At 52.9% G+C, this 853-nt stretch carries 1 protein-coding gene; it reads right to left on the bottom strand.

All coding sequences use genetic code 11. The features are described 5' to 3' along the window. Nucleotides 1-154: 154 nt before the first annotated feature. Entirely contained in the window at nucleotides 155-475 is a 321-nt protein-coding gene (gene trxA, locus ACWGTO_RS33630; protein WP_454578973.1) for a thioredoxin, read from the bottom strand. Between the last annotated feature and the right edge of the window lie 378 nt (nucleotides 476-853).

Here is an 853-nt window from a genome sequence, read left to right as displayed (position 1 = left end):
GGACTCACAGATTCAGCACTGGCGCCATATGTCACGTGTTAACTCACCCGATTGCCCTGAGCTCAAAGGGCTGAGCCCTGTACAAAACGCCCATAAATCACTATGAACCCTACCGCTTTACGGATCGAGTCTACGGTTTTTTCATCGATATCGATCAGGCAGCGTTCGAAATCCAGTTCAAAAGAGCTGTCTTCGGTTTGGCGCCGACCGAGAAATCGGCCACTTCGCCGCCCTTGAAGATCGCGAGCGTCGGAATGGAGCGCACGCCCAATTGGGCGGCGAGTTCCGGGTTTTCATCGATGTTTAGCTTGGCGACCTTGATCTTGCCTTCCATTTCGGCGGAGATTTCCTCGAGGCTCGGAGCAATCATCTTGCAGGGATCGCACCATTCGGCCCAGAAATCGACGACGACGGGTGCTGCGGATTCAATAACTTCCGACTGGAAGTTATTGATATCGACTTTCACGGTAGCCATGGCTGCTCCTTTGACTGAAGAAGATGTTGAACCACATGTAACGGTGCGGTGCAGAATTTTCAATTATCAACCCGACGCTGAAATGGCGGCATAGCTCGAAACCACAGGCGTCCCGTAAGACGTTCCCTGTAGGCCGGTGTTGTCATCTTCAACACCCATAGTCAGGAACTGGTTCTGCAGATCCGGATTGGAGCCGGGCTAATTCAAATAGGAGGCCAGCCAAGCCTTGTTGTCGGGAGTGCCATTGTGGTTCGTTTAATCTTCTCGCAAAGCCTGGGTTTCTGGCAAAAGACTGGCTCAGTATGCCGTTTCGAAACTCCAAAATCACAGCCTCGCCAGTCGGTTTTGCAGCGCCTGCCGATCGGCGACGAGGTTGTC

The sequence above is a fragment of the Mesorhizobium sp. PL10 genome (assembly GCF_053714315.1).
The sequence above is the reverse complement of the archived record's forward strand: the minus strand, read 5'-3'. Positions and strand labels throughout refer to the sequence as shown.

What these genes read in the sequence shown, in the direction of transcription:
- trxA (WP_454578973.1), bottom strand. Translation starts at nt 475, where the DNA reads ATGGCTACCGTGAAAGTCGATATCAATAACTTCCAGTCGGAAGTTATT.